The sequence below is a fragment of the Tsukamurella hominis genome (genome assembly GCF_965137015.1).
Taxonomy (GTDB): Bacteria; Actinomycetota; Actinomycetes; order Mycobacteriales; family Mycobacteriaceae; genus Tsukamurella; species Tsukamurella hominis.
Genome location: NZ_CBCRZG010000003.1, coordinates 116,345 through 132,468 on the forward strand (window position 1 = coordinate 116,345; position 16,124 = coordinate 132,468).

Annotated in this window: 14 protein-coding genes; 6 read left to right on the forward strand and 8 right to left on the reverse strand. The window is 72.4% G+C overall.

All coding sequences use genetic code 11. The features are described from left to right. Window positions 1-14: 14 nt before the first annotated feature. The 3 genes from cysC to ACM9LD_RS05320 all read right to left on the reverse strand — a co-directional run bounded on the left by cysC (window position 15) and on the right by ACM9LD_RS05320 (window position 3,765). Window positions 15-1,847 (reverse strand): adenylyl-sulfate kinase, encoded by a 1,833-nt coding sequence (gene cysC, locus ACM9LD_RS05310; protein WP_415675715.1) that lies wholly within the window; start codon window positions 1,845-1,847, stop codon window positions 15-17. Then, the gene (cysD, locus tag ACM9LD_RS05315; RefSeq protein WP_415675716.1) at window positions 1,847-2,761 is read right to left on the reverse strand and encodes a sulfate adenylyltransferase subunit CysD; all 915 of its coding nucleotides are present in this window, start codon (window positions 2,759-2,761) and stop codon (window positions 1,847-1,849) included. The genes cysC and cysD overlap by 1 nt, the downstream gene beginning before the upstream one ends. A gap of 83 nt (window positions 2,762-2,844) precedes the next feature. Further along, window positions 2,845-3,765, reverse strand: a complete 921-nt coding sequence (locus ACM9LD_RS05320; RefSeq protein WP_415675717.1) for an IclR family transcriptional regulator — start codon at window positions 3,763-3,765, stop codon at window positions 2,845-2,847. A gap of 92 nt (window positions 3,766-3,857) precedes the next feature. On the opposite strand from ACM9LD_RS05320, the gene ACM9LD_RS05325 reads away from it, so the two are divergent. The 4 genes from ACM9LD_RS05325 to ACM9LD_RS05340 are packed head-to-tail and all read left to right on the forward strand — an operon-like array spanning window position 3,858 to window position 7,517. Next, on the forward strand, window positions 3,858-5,021 hold the full coding sequence (locus ACM9LD_RS05325; protein WP_415675718.1) for a hypothetical protein: 1,164 nt from the start codon (window positions 3,858-3,860) through the stop codon (window positions 5,019-5,021). Further along, entirely contained in the window at window positions 5,021-5,800 is a 780-nt protein-coding gene (locus ACM9LD_RS05330) for an SDR family oxidoreductase (protein ID WP_415675719.1), read from the forward strand. The genes ACM9LD_RS05325 and ACM9LD_RS05330 overlap by 1 nt, the downstream gene beginning before the upstream one ends. Continuing rightward, window positions 5,793-6,950, forward strand: a complete 1,158-nt coding sequence (locus tag ACM9LD_RS05335; RefSeq protein WP_415675720.1) for a sulfotransferase family protein — start codon at window positions 5,793-5,795, stop codon at window positions 6,948-6,950. Before ACM9LD_RS05330 ends, ACM9LD_RS05335 begins: the two co-directional genes overlap by 8 nt. Window positions 6,951-6,977: 27 nt before the next feature. After that, on the forward strand, window positions 6,978-7,517 hold the full coding sequence (locus ACM9LD_RS05340; protein WP_415675721.1) for a SecDF P1 head subdomain-containing protein: 540 nt from the start codon (window positions 6,978-6,980) through the stop codon (window positions 7,515-7,517). Window positions 7,518-7,555: 38 nt separating this feature from the next. On the opposite strand, the gene ACM9LD_RS05345 is transcribed toward ACM9LD_RS05340, so the two are convergent. Continuing rightward, a complete protein-coding gene (locus ACM9LD_RS05345) occupies window positions 7,556-8,983 on the reverse strand; it encodes a cation:dicarboxylate symporter family transporter (protein WP_068522793.1) in 1,428 nt (475 codons plus the stop codon). A gap of 18 nt (window positions 8,984-9,001) precedes the next feature. Between ACM9LD_RS05345 and ACM9LD_RS05350 the strand changes: the two genes are divergently transcribed. Next, complete coding sequence (locus ACM9LD_RS05350) at window positions 9,002-10,555, forward strand: sensor histidine kinase (protein ID WP_415675722.1); 1,554 nt, start codon at window positions 9,002-9,004, stop codon at window positions 10,553-10,555. After that, a complete protein-coding gene (locus ACM9LD_RS05355) occupies window positions 10,552-11,238 on the forward strand; it encodes a response regulator (RefSeq protein ID WP_068522795.1) in 687 nt (228 codons plus the stop codon). The genes ACM9LD_RS05350 and ACM9LD_RS05355 overlap by 4 nt, the downstream gene beginning before the upstream one ends. Here ACM9LD_RS05355 and ACM9LD_RS05360 read toward each other — a convergent pair whose 3' ends face one another. The 4 genes from ACM9LD_RS05360 to ACM9LD_RS05375 are packed head-to-tail and all read right to left on the reverse strand — an operon-like array spanning window position 11,239 to window position 16,068. Further along, entirely contained in the window at window positions 11,239-12,780 is a 1,542-nt protein-coding gene (locus ACM9LD_RS05360; RefSeq protein WP_102102816.1) for an ABC transporter substrate-binding protein, read from the reverse strand. Beyond that, on the reverse strand, window positions 12,777-14,330 hold the full coding sequence (locus ACM9LD_RS05365; RefSeq protein WP_415675723.1) for an ATP-binding cassette domain-containing protein: 1,554 nt from the start codon (window positions 14,328-14,330) through the stop codon (window positions 12,777-12,779). Before ACM9LD_RS05365 ends, ACM9LD_RS05360 begins: the two co-directional genes overlap by 4 nt. Next, on the reverse strand, window positions 14,327-15,118 hold the full coding sequence (locus ACM9LD_RS05370; RefSeq protein WP_415675724.1) for an ABC transporter permease: 792 nt from the start codon (window positions 15,116-15,118) through the stop codon (window positions 14,327-14,329). Before ACM9LD_RS05370 ends, ACM9LD_RS05365 begins: the two co-directional genes overlap by 4 nt. After that, window positions 15,115-16,068, reverse strand: a complete 954-nt coding sequence (locus tag ACM9LD_RS05375) for an ABC transporter permease (protein ID WP_415675725.1) — start codon at window positions 16,066-16,068, stop codon at window positions 15,115-15,117. The genes ACM9LD_RS05370 and ACM9LD_RS05375 overlap by 4 nt, the downstream gene beginning before the upstream one ends. Window positions 16,069-16,124: the final 56 nt, after the last annotated feature.

Consider the following 16,124-nt stretch of genomic DNA (forward strand, 5'->3'; position numbering starts at 1 on the left):
TTTAGACGGGTGTTTCACGGCCGGAGTTTCAGCCAGCGGTCCAGCACCACCAGCGCCTGTTCCGCGGGCTCCCCGTCCTCGGGCCGCAGCACCAGCTCGGGCCGCTCCGGCGCCTCGTAGGGCGCGCTGATCCCGGTGAACTCGGGGATCTCGCCGGACCTCGCCTTGGCGTACATGCCCTTGGGGTCGCGCTGTTCGCACAGCTCGACGGGGGTGTCCACGAAGACCTCCACGAAGGGCAGGCCGGCCTCCTCGTGCTGCGCGCGGATCCGGTCCCGGTCCTCGCGGTACGGGCTGATCAGCGAGGCGATCGCCACCGTCCCGGCATCGGCGAGCAGCTGCGCGACGGCGCCCACGCGCCGCACGTTCTCGGCCCGGTCGGCGGCGGAGAATCCGAGGTCGGCGTTGAGGCCGTGCCGCAGGTTGTCGCCGTCGAGCCGATAGGCGGGCACGCCGCGCGCCACCAGCAGGCGCTCGAGCTCGCAGGCCACCGTCGACTTGCCGGACGCGGAGAGCCCCGTCAGCCAGACGGTGCCACCGCGCGTCGCGCGGTCCTCGCGGCGGACGGCCGCGCCGTGCCAGACCACCGCGCTGGAGCGCAGCGTGGGGCCCGTGATCATTCCCGCGGCGACGGTCTCGTTGGTGTGCGGGTGCACCAACACGAAGCTACCGAGGGTCCGGCCCCGCCGGTAGGGGTCGAACAGCACGGGCCGGCGGGCGGTGAGCCGCACCCGGCCGATGTCGTTGAGCCCGAGTGCGGTGGCGTCCTGGTCGCGGTGCAGGGTGCTGGTGTCCAGCCGGTAGTCCAGCGCCTCTACCCGCACGGTCTCGGAGCTGTGGGCGTGCAGCATCCGGTACTCGGCCCCCTCGGTGAGCGTCGCGATGTCGGAGAACCAGCACACGGTCGTGTCGAGGTCGGTCGCGGACTGCGGACGGTTCGCGGGCCGGCAGAGCACGTCGCCGCGGCCCACGTCGAGGTGGTCGGCGAGCCGGACGCACGCGGCCTCCCCCGCCTCCAGCCGGTCGGCCTTCGCCCCGCCGGGCCGGTACAGCTCGGCCACCGTCGTGGTGAAGCCCGACGGCAGCGCGACCACCTCGTCGCCGACCGCGAACGCCCCGGAGGCGACGGTGCCGGCCACGCCCCGGAAGTCGCTGTCGCGGGGGCGGATCACGTACTGGACGGGCAGCCGCGCGTCGATGAGGTTCTTATCGCTCACCACGTGCACGTTCTCGAGGTGGTAGAGCAGCGACGGGCCGTCGTACCACGGGGTGTTCGCCGAGCGCTCGGTGACGTTGTCGCCCAACAGGGCCGAGACGGGGATGGCCTCCACGTCGTGCACCTCGAGCTTGGCCGCGAACTCGGCGAACTCGGCGCGGATCGCGTCGAAGCGGCCGCGGTCGAAGCCGACCAGGTCCATCTTGTTGACGCACAGCACGACGTGCTCGACGCCGAGGAGCGAGGTGAGGAAGGCGTGCCGGCGGGACTGCCGGGTGAGGCCGTGGCGGGCGTCGACCAGGATGAGCGCCACGTCGGCCGTCGACGCCCCGGTGACCATGTTCCGCGTGTACTGTTCGTGCCCCGGCGTGTCGGCGAGGATGAACTTCCTCGTGGCGGTGGCGAAGTAGCGATGGGCCACGTCGATCGTGATGCCCTGTTCCCGTTCGGCCCGCAGGCCGTCGGTGAGCAGCGCCAGGTCGACGCCCTCCTCGCCGCGGGCGGCGGTGGTGGCGGCCACGGCGCTGAGCTGGTCCTCCAGCACGGCCTTGGATTCGAACAGCAGCCGCCCGATGAGCGTCGACTTGCCGTCGTCCACGCTTCCGGCCGTCGCGATGCGCAGGATCTCCATCAGAAGTAGCCCTCCTTCTTACGGTCTTCCATTCCGGCCTCGGAGATCCGGTCGTCCGCGCGGGTCGCGCCGCGCTCGGTGATCCGGGTGGTCGCGACCTCGGCCACGACGGCCTCGGGCGTGGTGGCGTCCGATTCCACGGCGCCGGTGCACGTCGCGTCGCCGACGGTGCGGAACCGCACGGTCCGGCGTTCGGGCGTCTCGCCGGGCAGGGGTGCCACGAGCGGCCCGGTGGACAGCAGCATCCCGTCGCGCTCGATCACCTCGCGCTCGTGCGCGTAGTAGAGGGACGGCAGAGCGATCGCCTCGGCGGCGATGTACTGCCAGATGTCGAGCTCGGTCCAGTTCGAGAGCGGGAAGACGCGGATGTGCTCGCCCTTCTGGTGCAGGCCGTTGAAGATGTTCCACAGCTCGGGGCGCTGGGCGCGGGGGTCCCACTGGCCGAAGCGGTCGCGGAAGCTGAAGATCCGCTCCTTGGCGCGCGCCTTGTCCTCGTCGCGGCGCGCCCCGCCGAAGGCGGCGTCGAAGCGGTGCTCGCCGAGGGTGCGCAGCAGCGTGGCCGTCTGCAGCCGGTTGCGGGTCGCGCCCGGGCCGGTGGGCTCGACGACGGCGCCGGAGTCGATGTCGTCCTGCACGCTGCCGACGACGAGCCGCAGTCCGCGGTCGGCGGCCAGTTCGTCGCGGAAGACGAGGACCTCGTCGAAGTTGTGCCCGGTGTCGATGTGCAGCACCGGGAACGGGATCGCCGCGGGCCAGAAGGCCTTGGCGGCGAGGTGCACCATGACCACCGAATCCTTGCCGCCCGAGAACAGCAGCACGGGCCGCTCGAAGGTGGCGGCGACCTCCCGGAAGACGAACACCGCCTCCGCCTCGAGAGCCCGCAGATGATCCGCGGCGACCGTCGTCTCCACCACTCGAACCTCCGGTTCATATTTGGACCGTAACGGTCCATCCTTGTTCCGAAGATTAGAACCTGTTCTCGCTGACTGTCAACACCTCAGCGCCGCGGCTTGCTGCCCCCGATCCGGACGGTGATCCGGTCGGCGGCGGCGACGAGCGCGGTCGCCCGCTCGGCGATACCCGCCTCGTCGAGCTCGGCGCTCACGTAGATGCTCGCGACCATCGCCTGCGCGCCGTCGCCGTCGTAGACGGGCGCCGAGATCACGCTGACGTTCTGCGCCTCGCCCGTCTCCGTCGCTTCCCCGCGCAGGTGGACGCGGTCGCCGATGCCCGCGACCACCTCCCCGAGCAGCGCGCGCAGCTCCGCCGGGATGTCGCCGGGCACGCCCGCCATGAGCCGGTACAGCTGCTGCCCCGCGGGGGTGAGCAGCTCCACGAGGTAGCCGTCGGCGCGGCAGGTCTCGATGACGCGGGCGAGCCGGTCGCCGTCGGCGCGGACGTGATCGCGCGCGAGCCACCGCTCGAGCCGGCCGGTGCGGTCCCAGAGCACGTACATGAGCCCGATCGGCGGGGTGAACGGGTAGCTGTCGCCCACCTTGACCATCGCGGGGCGCCCCGGGTCGACTGCCACGTCGAGCACCGTCACTCGGTCGCCGACGACGCCCGACAGCGAGACCGGGTGCCCGAAGGCCTCCCACAGCCCCGCGAGCACGTCGCCGCCCGCGGGGTCGGCCCGCAGCGACGTGCGGGCGGCCCGCCCGAGAGGGATCAGCGCCGGCCCCAGGCGGTAGGTCTTGTCCCGCTCGTCCCGGATCAGATACCCGGATTCGACCAGCGTGGCGGCGATGCCGAGGCACGTCGGCTTGCTCAGCCCCACGCGCCGCGCGAGCTCCGAGATGCCGAACCGCTCCCGCTCGTGCCGCGAGAGGAAGTCGAGCACCGCCACCACGCGCGCGGTCGGCGGCGAGGTGCGTCCCGCCGCGCCGACCGCCTCCGCCGACTCCACCGCATCCGTCATCGCCACTCCTTGACACTCGCCGACACCTGCGCCTACGGTCTGGAACAGGTTCTACCGCATTGGTCCACATTTGTACCACTACCGGAGGTGGAATGTACAGCGATCCGCTCGTCGCGGCGATCACCGAGGCCGAGGGCCTCGTCGCCGCGGCACCGCACATCGAGACCGAGGCCGACCTGCTGGAGGGGCTGCAGTACCTCGCGCAGGGCGTCGCCGCCTGCGTCCACGGCGCCTTCCACTTCGACAAGGACCATCCGTTCCTGCTCAGCGGCACGGGACCGTTCACGAAGATGGGCCTCGACAACCCGGACACGCTGTACTTCGGCGCGCGGGTCGACGGCGCGCACGAGTACGTGGTCACCGGCCGGCGCGGCACCACGTGCGACATCAGTTTCCAGGTGCTGGGCGGCGGCGAGTACACCGACGACAACGTGCCCGCCAGCACCGTCGCCTTCGACGACCGCGAGCTGACCGTCGACGCCGACGGCCGGTTCGCGGTCCGCTTCGGCCCCGGCGAGCCCGGACCCGACTACTACCGGCTCCCGCCCGGCAAGGCGCAGCTGGTGATCCGCGAGGTCTTCGACGACTGGGCCGCGGAGCGCAGCACCTTCGCCATCGCCCGCGCTGACACCGCGGGCACCGCCCCACCGCCGGTCACCCCCGAGCTCATGGCCAAGCGCTACGCCGCCGCGGGCAAGCAGCTGGTGAACCGCGTGAAGACCTGGCTGCAGTTCCCCAAGTGGTTCTACGACCCGCTCCCGGTGAACACGCTGACGGCCCCGCGGCTCACGCCCGGCGGCCTCGCCACCCAGTTCTCCTCGGTCGGGCACTACGACCTCGCCGACGACCAGGCGCTCATCATCACGGTGCCCCGCGGCGACGCGCCGTACCTGGGCTTCCAGCTCGGCAGCCTCTGGTACATCTCCCTCGACTACATCCACCACCAGACCTCGCTCAACGGGTCACAGGCGCAGGTGGACCCGGACGGCATGATCCGCATCGTGGTGTCGAACGACGATCCCGGCGTCGCCAACTGGATCGAGACCCTCGGGCACCGTCGCGGCTACCTCCAGTTCCGCTGGCAGCGCACCGCTTCCCCGCTCACCGCCGCCGACGGTCCCACCGCACAGGTGGTCCCGCTCGCGGAGGTCGCGCAGCACCTCCCCCACCACGCGTCCAACCGCATCGAGGGCGCCGCGTGGCGCGCCCGGATCGCGGAACGGGCGCGACTCATCGGCGAAAGGATGGTCGGCTGATGGCCGGACTGGGACTGGACGGCAGGGTCGTCGTCATCGCAGGGGCCGGGCCGGCCCTCGGCGCCGTGCTCGCCCGACGGTTCGCCGACGAGGCCGCGCGCGTCGTCCTCGTCGCGCGGACCGCGGAGCGCCTGGAGGCCATGGCCGCCGAGATCGACGGTGCCGTCGCGATCCCCGCGGACATCACCGACGAGGACTCGCTCGCCGCGCTGGCGACGCAGGTGCAGGAGCGGTTCGGCCGGGTCGACGCGGTGATCAACAACGCGTTCACGTACCCGTCGATGCAGCGCCTGGTGAAGACCGATCCCGCGCACATCCTGCAGAGCGTCGACCTCATGGCGCTCGGCGCGCTGCGCACTGTGCTCGCCTTCCGCGAGGCCCTCGCCGCAGCGGACGGCGGCGGCGCCGTGGTGAACGTGAACTCGATGGTGATCCGCCACTCCGACCTGCGCTACGGCGGCTACAAGGCCGGGAAGACGGCGCAGCTCGCACTCGCGCAGTCGCTCGCCACCGAGCTCGGCCCCGAGGGCATCCGGATCAATTCCGTGGTGCCGGGCTGGATCTGGGGCGACACGCTCAAGGCCTACTTCGAGTACCGCGCCAGCACCAAGGGCGTCACGGTGGAGGAGGACTACGCCGACGCGGCGAAGAACTCCGACCTGCGGCGCCTGCCCACCGAGGACGAGGTGGCCTCGGCCGTCCTGTTCCTCGCCTCACCCCGCGCGTCCGGCATCACCGGCCAGACGCTCGACGTCAACTGCGGAGAGTTCCATGTCTGAGATCACCACCTCCGTCGGCACGGTCGACGATCTGCACGAGTCCGCGATGCGGCGCACCGGGCTGAGCGACTTCGGCGACCCGTCGGACGGCTATCGCGACGCCCTGCAGGTCCTGCTGGACTCCTACCGCGACGAGGCGGCGCTCACCGAGCTCGGCTCGAAGCTCTCGCGCGTCTTCCTCCGGGGCGCGCTCTCCGCGCGCCTCATCAGCGAGGCGGCGTTCACGGCGAACCCCGGCCATGCCGACGTCGCCGTCGAGCGGCCGATGTTCGTCACCGGCCTCCCCCGGTCCGGCACGACGGCCCTGCACCGCCTGCTCGACGCCGACCCCGGCAATCAGGGCCTGCAGATGTGGCTGGCGGAGGTCCCGCAGCCGCGGCCCCCGCGCGAGACGTGGGCGGAGAACCCCGTCTACACGCTCCTCGACGAGCAGTATGCACAGCACCACACCGAGCACCCCGAATTCATGGGGCTGCACTACATGTCGGCGTCGGAGGTCGAGGAGTGCTGGCAGCTGCTGCGCCAGTCCGTGCACTCCGTCTCCTACGAGTGCCTCGCCCACGTCCCGTCGTACGCGGCCTGGCTGGCCGAACAGGACTGGACGCCCGCGTACCGCCGGCACAAGCGGAACCTGCAACTGATCGGCATGAACGACCCGGGCAAGCGGTGGGTTCTCAAGAACCCGAGCCACCTGTTCGCGCTCGACGCGGTCCTCGAGGTGTACCCGGACGCCCTGATCGTCCAGTGCCACCGGCCGGCCGAGACGATCATCGCCTCCGTCTGCTCGCTCGCGCAGCACGCCACGGAGGGCTGGTCGACGGCGTTCACCGGCGCGACCATCGGCGCGGACCAGTTGGACACCTGGGCCCGCGGGCTCGCCGCCTTCGACCAGGCCCGCGCGCGGCACACCGCCGCGGGGCGCGGCGCCCAGTTCGTGGACGTGGACTACCGCGACCTCGTCGCCGACCCGCTCGGCACCGTCGGGAACATCTACGGATCGTTCGGCCTGGACCTGACCGGCGATGCGCAACAGGCGATGTCGGCGATGCACGACGCCAGCCGATCCGGCGCCCGGCGCCCCAACCACACCTATGCACTGGAAGACTACGGGCTCACGGAGGATGCGGTTCGCGCGCGCTTCGCCCACTGAGCGCCCGGCGGGCCTACCCTCGGGACCATGGCGAATCGAGGAGGAATCCGGACCGCGACCACCGCGACTGTCGTGGCGGCCGCCCTCACCGCGACCGCCGCGTGCGGCCAGTCCGGAAACGGCGGGCACGAGAGTCCTCCGAGCAGCGCGTCCCCCGCGGCGGTGGCGCCGCAGCTGCGCGTGGTGACCTCCGCCGAACCCGTCGGATCCAGGACATGTCCCACCGCGACCCCGGCACCGTCGGCGAGGGCGGAGCTCTGCGAGCGCACCGGCCCGATGCTCTACCGGCTCGAGCCGTCGGTGACGCACGCGCCCGCGACCGACGCGGGCGTCACGGAGCAATCCGGGCAGTGGCTCGTCACGTTCCAGCTCGACGCCGCCGACAGCCGCGCGGTCGCCGAGACCACCGCCCGCAATGTGAACAAACAGCTGGCGATCGTGGTCGGGGCGCGCGTCGTGTCCGCGCCGGTGATCCGCAGCGGCATCGACGGCGGCCGGATCCAGCTGGCGGGCGGCTTCACCGAGCAGCAGGCCCGCGACCTCGCACAGCGGCTGAAGCCGTCCTGACCGCGGGCGGTCGGGACGGCTTCGACTGTGGGAGAGGGTCAGTGCGCGGCGGCCACCTTCGTATCCGGGCCGGCGGGTCCCTCGGCGCCGTGGTCGTCGACCATCGTCGCCTCGTCGAACGGGTCCTGCTTGTCGAGCACGCGCTGGGTCTGCGCCAGGTCGACCGTGGAGGTCCACTTGCCGATGAGCAGCGTGGCGATCGCGTTGCCGGAGAAGTTGGTGAGCGCGCGGGCCTCCGACATGAACCGGTCGATGCCGACGATCACGCTGACGCCGCCGAGCAGCTCGGGGCGGTGGCTCTGCAGGCCGCCCGCCAGGGTCGCCAAGCCGGCTCCGGTGACGCCCGCAGCGCCCTTGGACGCGATCATCATGAACAGCAGCAGCGAGAACTGCTCCGCGTAGCTCAGCGGCGAGCCCATCGCGTCGGCGATGAACAGCGAGGCCATGGTCAGGTAGATCGCGGTGCCGTCGAGGTTGAAGGAGTAGCCGGTGGGCACCACGATGCCGACCGTCGTCTTCTCCACGCCGGCGTGCTCCATCTTGGCGATGAGCCGCGGCAGGGCCGACTCGCTCGAGGACGTCGCGACGATGAGCAGGTACTCGCGGCCGAGGTACCGCGCGAGTTTGAACACCGACAGGCCCGTGACGAAGCGCAGCAGCGTGCCGAGCACGACGAAGACGAACAGCGCACAGGTGATGTAGAAGGCGAGCATCAGCCAGCCGAGCTGGATGACGGCGTCGAAGCCCGTCGCCCCGACCACGGCCGCCATCGCGCCGAAGGCGCCCACAGGGGCCAGCCAGAGCACCATCACCAGCACGCGGAAGACCAGCTTCTGCAGCACGCCGATCGCGCGCACCACCGGCTCACCCGCGGGGCCCATGGCCTGCAACGCGAAGCCCACGAGCAGGGCGACGAACAGCGCCTGGAGCACGCTGCCCGCGGTGAGCGCCGAGAACAGCGTCTCCGGGACGATGCCCTGGATGAAGCCCCAGGTTCCGCCCGCGGCGTGCGCCTGGTCCGCGTACTTCGCGCCGACGGTCGGGTCGGCGTGGATGCCGAGCCCGGTGCCGGGCTTGAGCAGGTTGCCCACCACGATGCCGATCCCGAGCGCGAAGGTCGACATGCCGATGAAGTAGCCGAGCGCCAGGCCGCCGATCTTGCCGACGCTGGCCGCGGCCCGCACCGAGCCGATGCCGAGCACGATGGTGCAGAAGATCACCGGGCTGATCATCATCTTGATCAGGCTGACGAACAGGTCGCCGAGGGGTTTGAGCCCCTTGCCGAACTCGGGGGCCACCAGGCCCACGATCACGCCGGCCACCACGGCGATGATCACCGCGATGTAGAGCCAGTGCGTCCGGTCGCGTTTTCCTTGAGCCGCCACGGCGTCCTCCTTGATCGATGGGCTGAAAGAGCCTGGATAGATCTTGCGAGAACTGTGACCTGCAGCACAGCTTGTGTTCATTGTGTAAACGTCGTACCTGTGAGGAACAGAGCACGCAGCGTCGCCGCCCAGTCGTTCCTGGCCCAGGTGGCGATCCTGCTGACCATCGCCGTGGGCGCGTCGTGGCTGGTCGTGACCCAGGCGCGGGACGACGGTGACCGTACCGCCCGGGCGCAGACGCGGGCCGCCGCGGTGGCGCTGGCCGCGTCCCCGTCGACGGTGGCGGCGCTCGCCGCCCCGGACGGGCCGGCGGTGATGCAGCCCGTCGCGGAGCGGGTCGGGGCACTGGGCGGCCTCGACTTCGTCGTGGTCATGCGCCCCGACCGCACCCGCCTGAGCCACGCCGACCCCGCGCTCATCGGCGGCAAGTTCACCGGCAGCATCGACCGGGCGCTCGCGGGCGAGACGTTCACGGAGACCTACGCGGGCAGCCTCGGCCCGTCGATCCGCACCGTCACGCCCGTGCACGACGCCTCCGGCACCCTCGTCGGGCTGGTCTCCGCGGGCGTGACCCGCGCCCGGCTCGGCGACCAGGTGCGCGACGCGCTGCCCCGGATCCTCGCCGTCGTCGCAGCGGCGCTGCTCCTGCTGGTCGCGCTCTCGGCCCTTGCGCAGCGGCGGCTGCGCCGCCAGACCCTCGGGCTCTCCGCGCACGACCTGCGTGGCCTGTACGAGCACCACGACGCGGTGCTGCACACCCTCTCCGAGGGCCTCATCGTCTTCGACGCGGACGCGCCCGACGGTCCCGCCCGGGTGGTCAACGACGAGGCACGACGGCTCCTGGAGCTGCCGGACGGCGACGTCGGGCAGAACGACCTGCCGCCCTCGCTGCGCGGCGCCGCCGACCTGGAGGACGAGCTGCACGTGACCGGCAACCGGGTGCTCCTGGTGAACCGCCGCCCCGTCACCGGCCCGACCGGCCCGATCGGCACCGTCCTCACCGTCCGCGACCGCACCGAGTTGCAGACGGTCCTCGGCGAGCTCGACACCGCCCGGTCCCTCGCCGACGCCCTGAGCGCGCAGGCGCACGAGCACGCCAACCGGCTGCACTCCGTGGTCACGATGATCGAGCTCGGCGAGGACGCCGCGGCGGCGGACCTGGCGGTCGCCGACCGGTCCGCCTCGCAGCAGCTCATCGACCGGCTCGCCGGGGACCCCGCGCCGTCCGCCGTCGCGCTGCTCGTGGCGAAGACCGCCGCGGCGTCCGCGCTCGACGTCGAGCTGACCGTGGCGGAGGGCACGGACCTCGCCCGCGCCCCGCTCCCCGACGTCCAGCTGCTGACGCTCCTGGGCAACCTGGTGGACAACGCGATCGACGCCGCGGGGGCGGGCGGCTGGGTGGAGCTCTCGGCGTCGAGCCCCGGCGGAGCGTGGGAGCTGCGCGTAGCCGACAGCGGCCCGGGCATGTCGGCCGACGAGTTCGGCCGTGCCCGCACGCGCGGCTATTCGACGAAGGACCGCAGCGGTCGCCTGCACGGCGGCGGGCTCGGTCTTGCGCTGGTCGATCAGGTGGTGCGGCAGGCGGGTGGCACGATCGAGGCGGAGCGCGCGCCGTCGACGGTGACGGTGCGCCTGCCGGAAGGAGAGCGATGACGATCCGGGTGCTGGTGGTCGACGACGAACCGCAGATCGCCCGCGCGCACGCCGAATACGTCCGGCGCATGGACGGTTTCGAGGTCGCCGGGGTCGCCGGAACGGCCGCCGCCGCGCTCGGCGAGGTCCGACGGTCCGCCGTCGCGGGCCCGCCCGTCGACCTGGTGCTCGCGGACGTGGGCTTGCCGGACCGCAGCGGGCTCGACCTCGCCGCGGACCTCGCCGCCGTCCGCCCGCGGCCCGACGTCATGGTGATCACCTCGGCCCGCGACATGGAGACGGTCCGCGGCGCGATGGCGAGCGGCGCGATCCTCTACCTCATCAAGCCCTTCACCTTCGCCGCCTTCGCGGACCGGCTGCGCCGCTACCTCTCCTTCCGCGACGCGCTGGGCGGCGGCGACGTCGGCCAGCGGGAGGTGGACGCCGCGTTCGCCGCGCTGCGCGAGGCCCCCGCCGAGACGACGGCCCCGAAGGGGCTGGCACCGTCGACCCTGGAGGCCGTCACCGGCGCGCTGCGGCACGCCGACGGGCCCCTCGGTGCCGCCGACGTCGCCGCCCGGACGGGGATGTCGCGGGTGACCGCCTGGCGCTACCTCGAGCGCCTCGCGGACGACCGGCTGTGCGAGCGGGTCACCGAGTACGGCGGCCGTGGACGCCCGGAGGTGCGCTACCGCTGGTTGTGATCAGCGGACGGTCGCGCCGTGCAGGTCGATGTACTTGTAGAGGTTCCAGTCCAGGCCCTTGACCCGCGCTGGCGAGACGTACGTGGCCGGCGAGACCACGAGGTCGATGATGAACTGCTGGTCCAGCAGGTAGTCCGTGTACTCCCGCAGCGCCGCCGGCCGGCCCGGCCCCTCCTCCGCCAGCCGCGCGACGAGGGCCGTGTACTCGGGCGCGGAGAACCCCGACAGGTTCCCCTTCGGCTTGAAGGGGGCGGCGCCGGCCGCGAGGGTCAGCGGGTCGGACTGGCCGAAGCCGTGCGGGCCCACCCACAGTTCGTGCTTCCCGGACTTGAGGAACGGCGAGAACGACGCCTGTTCCCGGGGGTCGAGTTCGACGGTGACCCCAACCTCCGCCAGGTCGTTCTGCACGATCGCGGCGATCGCCGGTGCCGCGGCCAATCCGGTCGGGTAGCTCAGGGCCAGGCGTCGGGGACCGCCGGCCTCGGCGAGCAGCGCGCGGGCCCGCCCGGGATCCTTCCGGTAGTGGGATGCGGCCGCCCCGTCGTAGCCGGGCGAGCTCGCCGCCCACGGCGACGCGCTCGCGACCGCTGCACCCGCGAAGACCTCCGCCGCGATCCTGTCCCGGTCCACGGCGTAGGAGATCGCCTGCCGCACCCGCTTGTCCGCCACAGCGGGCGCGGCTACGTTGGCACCCACGTAGTACGCGGCGTCGTGGACGTCGCCGGTCGTGATCCGGTACAGCGACCGGTCCCGGAACTGCCGCAGCGCCCGCGGCGCGGCGTCGAGAACGAGATCGGACTGTCCCGCCCGGATCGATGTGAGGAGCGCACCGGCGTCGCGGACCACGCGTAGCGTCACGCCGTCGAGGCGAGCGGGCCCTCGCCAGTACCCGTCGAAGCGGCGGAAGCGAGCGCTCGCCGCCACCTCGCGACCGTCGAACCGGAACGGCCCGGTGCCCACGAAGCTCGTCCCCGCACGCAGCTCCGCGGCCGATTCGGAATCGACGAGCAGCATGAACTCCAGCAGGTCGAAGACGTTCGGCACGGTGGCGGCGAACCGCAGGACGGCGGTGTGCGGATCCGGGGTGTCGACCGCAGTCACCGCTTTCGCCGCCGACTGCAGTTGGGAGCCCGCGGCGTCGGATGCGTAGACCGACACGGCGTACGCGACGTCCTTCGACGTGAGAGGGCGGCCGGTGTGGAAGCGGACGTCGTCCCGCAGGTGCAGAGTCAGGCTCCGGCCGTCGGGTGTGGCGTCCCATGACCGGGCCACCGCGGGACGGGGTGTGCGCGTGCTCCGGTCGTACCGGATCAGGGTGTCCCACACCAGGAGGCCGATCGCCATCGTCGTGACCGACTGGCTGTAGATCGACTTCGGGTCGATGTCGGCCAACGAGCCGAGCACCAGTGTGCCGCCGGCGCCGCCAGGCGCGGCGTTGGCGTCCCGCGCCCGCTGGACGGCGGACGTGCACCCCGACAGCGCTCCCGCCGCGCCGATACCCAACGCCCCCAGCAGAACCGATCGCCGCGTGACGCCGTTCATCGCCGCTCCTCCCGCCGTGCCCGTTGGACCTCCGGGTCGGGCACCGGCACCGCGGCCACGAGCGCCTGCGCGTACTCCGAGCGAGGCGCCGCCAGCAGGGACCGCGCCGGTCCCTCCTCGACGACGCGGCCGTGTCGCAGCACCACCGCCCGATCCGCGACCTCGCCCACCACCGCGAGGTCGTGGGTGATGAACACCGCCGCGAAACCGAACTCCGCGTGCAGTTCCCGGAACAGGTCCAGGACGCCCGCCTGCACGGACACGTCCAGTGCGCTGGTCGGCTCGTCCGCCACGACGAGCTCGGGCGAGCCCGCCAGGGCACGCGCGAGGGCCACGCGCTGCCGCTGCCCTCCGCTCAGTTCGGCGGGCCGCCGCCGCAGCACGTCCGCCGGGAGCCGGACGGCGTCGATCAGGTCGGCGGCGCGTTCCCGCAGGATCCGGTTGTCGCGCTGACCGGCGATGTGCAGCGGCTCCACCACGATCCGGCCGACGTCCCAGCGCGGGTCGAGCGCGGCGTACGGGTCCTGGTGAACGAGCCCGAGCGTCGTCGCGCGCACGTCGACGAGGCCCGCATCGGCGCCCTGAAGGCCGACGAGGACGCGCCCCAGCGTCGTCTTCCCCGAGCCCGATTCGCCGACGAGCCCCACCACCTCACCGCGCCCCACCGTGAGATCGACGCCGTCGAGGGCGGCCGCACCGTCGAACATCACGCGAAGTCCTTCGACCCGCACGACCGGTTCCAACGCCGGGGTGTCCTCCGCCTGCCCCGCCCCGGTGGGGAGACGAGGAACGGCGGCGAGCAGCTCCCGGGTGTACGCGGCCCGCGGGTGCGCGAAGATCTCGTCGACCGGCGCGGTCTCGACGGTCTCGCCCGCGCGGACGACGGTGACGGTGTCGGCGAGGTCGGCGACGACTCCCAGGTTGTGCGAGATGAGCAGGACCGCAAGGCCCTTCCGGTCGCGCAGGTCGCGCAGCAGCGCGAGGATCTGTGCCTGGACGGTGACGTCGAGCGCGGTCGTCGGCTCGTCGGCGATGAGGAGCGCGGGCTCGGCGGCGAGGGCGAGCGCGATGACCACGCGCTGCTTCTGCCCGCCGGAGAGCTGGTGCGGGTACCAGTCGGCGCGGACTTCCGGATCGGGGATGCCGACGTCGGTGAGCAATTCGATCGCCCGGCGCCGACCGTCGGCGCGCCCCACCCGCCTGTGGGCGCGCAGGACCTGGAGGATCTGCCGCCAGATCCGCTGCGACGGATTGAGTGCCGACTGCGGTTCCTGGAAGACCAGTGCCGCGCGCGTCCCACGCAGTGGTCGCAGTTCGCGCTCGCTGCGCCCGATCACCTGCTCCCCGCCGAGCTCGATGCTGCCCGTGGCGGAGAGCCCCGCGGGCAGGAGGCCGAGGATCGCGAGGCCGGTGAGCGTCTTGCCCGAACCGGATTCGCCGACGAGGGCCGTGACGGAGGCCGCCGAGACGGTCAGGTCGAGGCCGTCGACGAGCACCCGCCCGTCGGGGCCGGTGACCGTGAGACCGGCGATGGTCAGCGGCGCAGTCATCGGCGGGCCCCCGCGAATCCTCGGGCGATGAGCAACAGGGCGAGCGACAGGGCGACGATCGCGACCAACGGCCCCCAGGCGTACGCGGCGTTGGCGTCCCAGTTGTTCACCGCTCCCGCCAGCACCGAGCCCAGGGACGGCGTCGGCGGGCGCACTCCGACCCCCACGAAGCTCAGCCCGGACTCGACGAAGACACCGAGGGAGAGGGCGAGCGCCACCTGCACTGCGAGCGGCTCGAGCGCGTTGGGAAGAACGTGTTTGGCGAGGACGGTGCCCGGCGACGCGCCGGCGACCCGTGCCGCCTCGACGTAGGCCGTTCCCCGCAGACGCAGGATCTCGGCCCTGGTCAGCCGGAGGAACACCGGTGCCTCGGCGACGGCGATCGCGAGCACGACAGTGACGATGCCCGGGCCCCGCAGCGCCGTGAGCAGGATCGCGAGGATGAGCGCGGGGAAGGCCAGGACGACGTCGGAGGCGCGGGCGAGGACGGTGTCGACCGCCCGATGGGCGGTGCTCGCGACGCCCAGCCCGACGCCGACCAGCGCGGCGATCGGAACCGCGCTGAAGATCACGAGCAGACTGGTCCTGATCCCGTACAGCACGCGACTGAGGACGTCCCGGTTCAGGTCGTCGGTGCCCAGCGGGTGGCCGGCTCCGGGAGGCAGCAGGTTCGCTCCGGGGATCTGCCGGAGGGGGTCCTCGGGCGCCAGCAGCGGTGCGGCGACGCCGAGAACCACGAGGAGAAGGAGCAGTGCGGCCCCGGCGAGCAGTGTGCGCGAGCGCGTCATGCCGGCCTCCGGGTGGGGTCGAGGAGGCGGTACGCGGCGTCGGTGAGCAGCGCGATGACGATGAACACGGTGACCGCGAGCAGAAGGACCGCCTGCACCACCGGGTAGTCGCGCGCCGCGATGCCCTGGCCGAGGAGTTGCCCCAGACCGGGCCACGCGAAGATCGCCTCGACCAGCACCGCCGAGCCCAGCAGCTGGCCGGCCTGGATGCCGAACACCGTGACCACCGACGGCAGGGCGTTGCGCGCCGCACCCCGCACCAGGATCCGGCCCGCGGGGACGCCCGCGGCGCGCGCGGTCAGGACGTAGGGCCGTGCCCACTCGGTGCGGAGCGCCTCGGAGAAGAACCGGGTGAGGGTCGAGGCCACCGGGATCGCGAGGCAGACGGCGGGCAGCAGCAGGTACTGGAGCGTGATACCCACGTCGTCGGTGTAGCCGCGCGGCGGCGTGCCGCCCGCGGGCAGCACCGGCCACACGACGGCGAAGAACTCGACGAGGAGAACGCCGGTCACGAAGGGCGGTACCGCGATCCCGATCACCTCGAACCCGGCGATCGCCGAACGCACCCACGTCGTGCGGGAGGCGACGGCGACGAACGACAGCGCCGCGGCGGCCACGACCGCGATCGCCAGGGCCGTGAGCCCCAGGGCAGCGGTATTGCGCAGGCCGTCGGCGAGGAGCGCGTCGATCCTGCCCCCGATGACGTAGGACCGACCGAGGTCACCCGTGAGCGCCCCGCCGAGCCACTGCAGGTACTGCACGACCAGCGGCCGGTCGAGGCCCAGCTCGTGGCGGAGAGCCTCCAGGGTCGCCGGCGACGCGTCGGCACCGGCGAGTGCCACGGCGGGATCACCCGGAACCGCGTGCAGCACTGAGAAGATGACGATGGACGCCAACAGCAGGGTCAGTACCGCGATACCGACACGCCGCACCACCGCCACCCATCCCACCGCTCCAGTGAACACCGGAGCCGTGTCGCGCGCGAGCGTTCGAGTCGAGCTGAGCG